This window comes from Vibrio sp. 10N.286.52.C3, assembly GCF_041468865.1.
Taxonomy (GTDB): domain Bacteria; phylum Pseudomonadota; class Gammaproteobacteria; order Enterobacterales; family Vibrionaceae; genus Vibrio; species Vibrio crassostreae_C.
Genome location: NZ_JBFRJM010000046.1, coordinates 1 through 1,009 on the forward strand (window position 1 = coordinate 1; position 1,009 = coordinate 1,009).

Annotated in this window: 1 protein-coding gene; it reads right to left on the reverse strand. The window is 43.4% G+C overall.

Translation table 11 applies throughout. The annotated features are described in order from the left end of the window. Positions 1-199: 199 nt before the first annotated feature. The coding region (pdxY, locus tag AB4138_RS15760; protein WP_372306707.1) for a pyridoxal kinase PdxY at positions 200-1,009 on the reverse strand (810 nt) is incomplete at its 5' end.

The window sequence follows — 1,009 nt, forward strand, 5'->3', positions numbered from 1 at the left end:
AATGTTCTCTAAAATGATTCAGAGACTCTGTTTAATCAAAAGAACAGCTATAAACAGAGAAGTTAATAAATAGGGATAAAGTGAAGTCCGTCTCTTTCTGGGAGTAATATAGCTAGGTTTAGTCTTAGCTCGTAATCTCGTTTGTAGGATGCGACCCATCGAATAGGTACACCCTCCACCACTATCGGAGTTAAACGCTCTACCCGATTTTGACCACGTTGAAATCGTGGGTAGGCTCTACAAATTCATATTGTGCATTGATTGTTTGTAGCTCCCAAGTGCCATAGCTTTTAGTTAGCTCCAACACACCATAGACCGCGTTATTTGCATGTCGGAATGCAGCTACGGGAGACATTCTCTTTATTAACCCTGCGGTAAACAGGCCAGAGATAAGGTCACCGACACCAACCGGTTGTTGAGCAAATTCAATGTTCGGTCGTTGGGCTAAATAACATGCCTTTTTCGTTGCTAAAATCATACTGAACGCGTCATCGGGTAATGAGTGAAGATGCTTCACGAGCACCATCTTTGGACCAAGCTCCAATGCTTTCTTACATGCTGTAACCGCGTCATAAAGGGAGAGGATTTTAATGCCGGTCAATTCACTTAGTTCAAATTGGTTTGGCACTATAACATCGGCAATAGGAAGCAAGTGTTTAGTAATGGCGGTTCTAACGCCATCCTCAACGATACAACCTTTATCTGGGTCACCCATTACAGGGTCACAAACATAGAGTGCACTGTGGTTCTTTTCTTTAACTAAATTAACCGACTCAGCAACCGCTTTACATTGGTCTGCGCTTCCCTGATAACCCGATAGGATCGCACCACAGTCTTTCAGTACGTTGATGTTGTCTAAGCCTCGAATCAAGTTTCGAATATCATCTGAGCCGAATGTTTGCCCGGTCCAACCTTGTTGATATTGTGTGTGGTTGGAAAATTGTACCGTATGGATAGGCCATACTTCGAGTCCCATACGTTGCATAGGAAAAACGGCAGAGCTATTGCC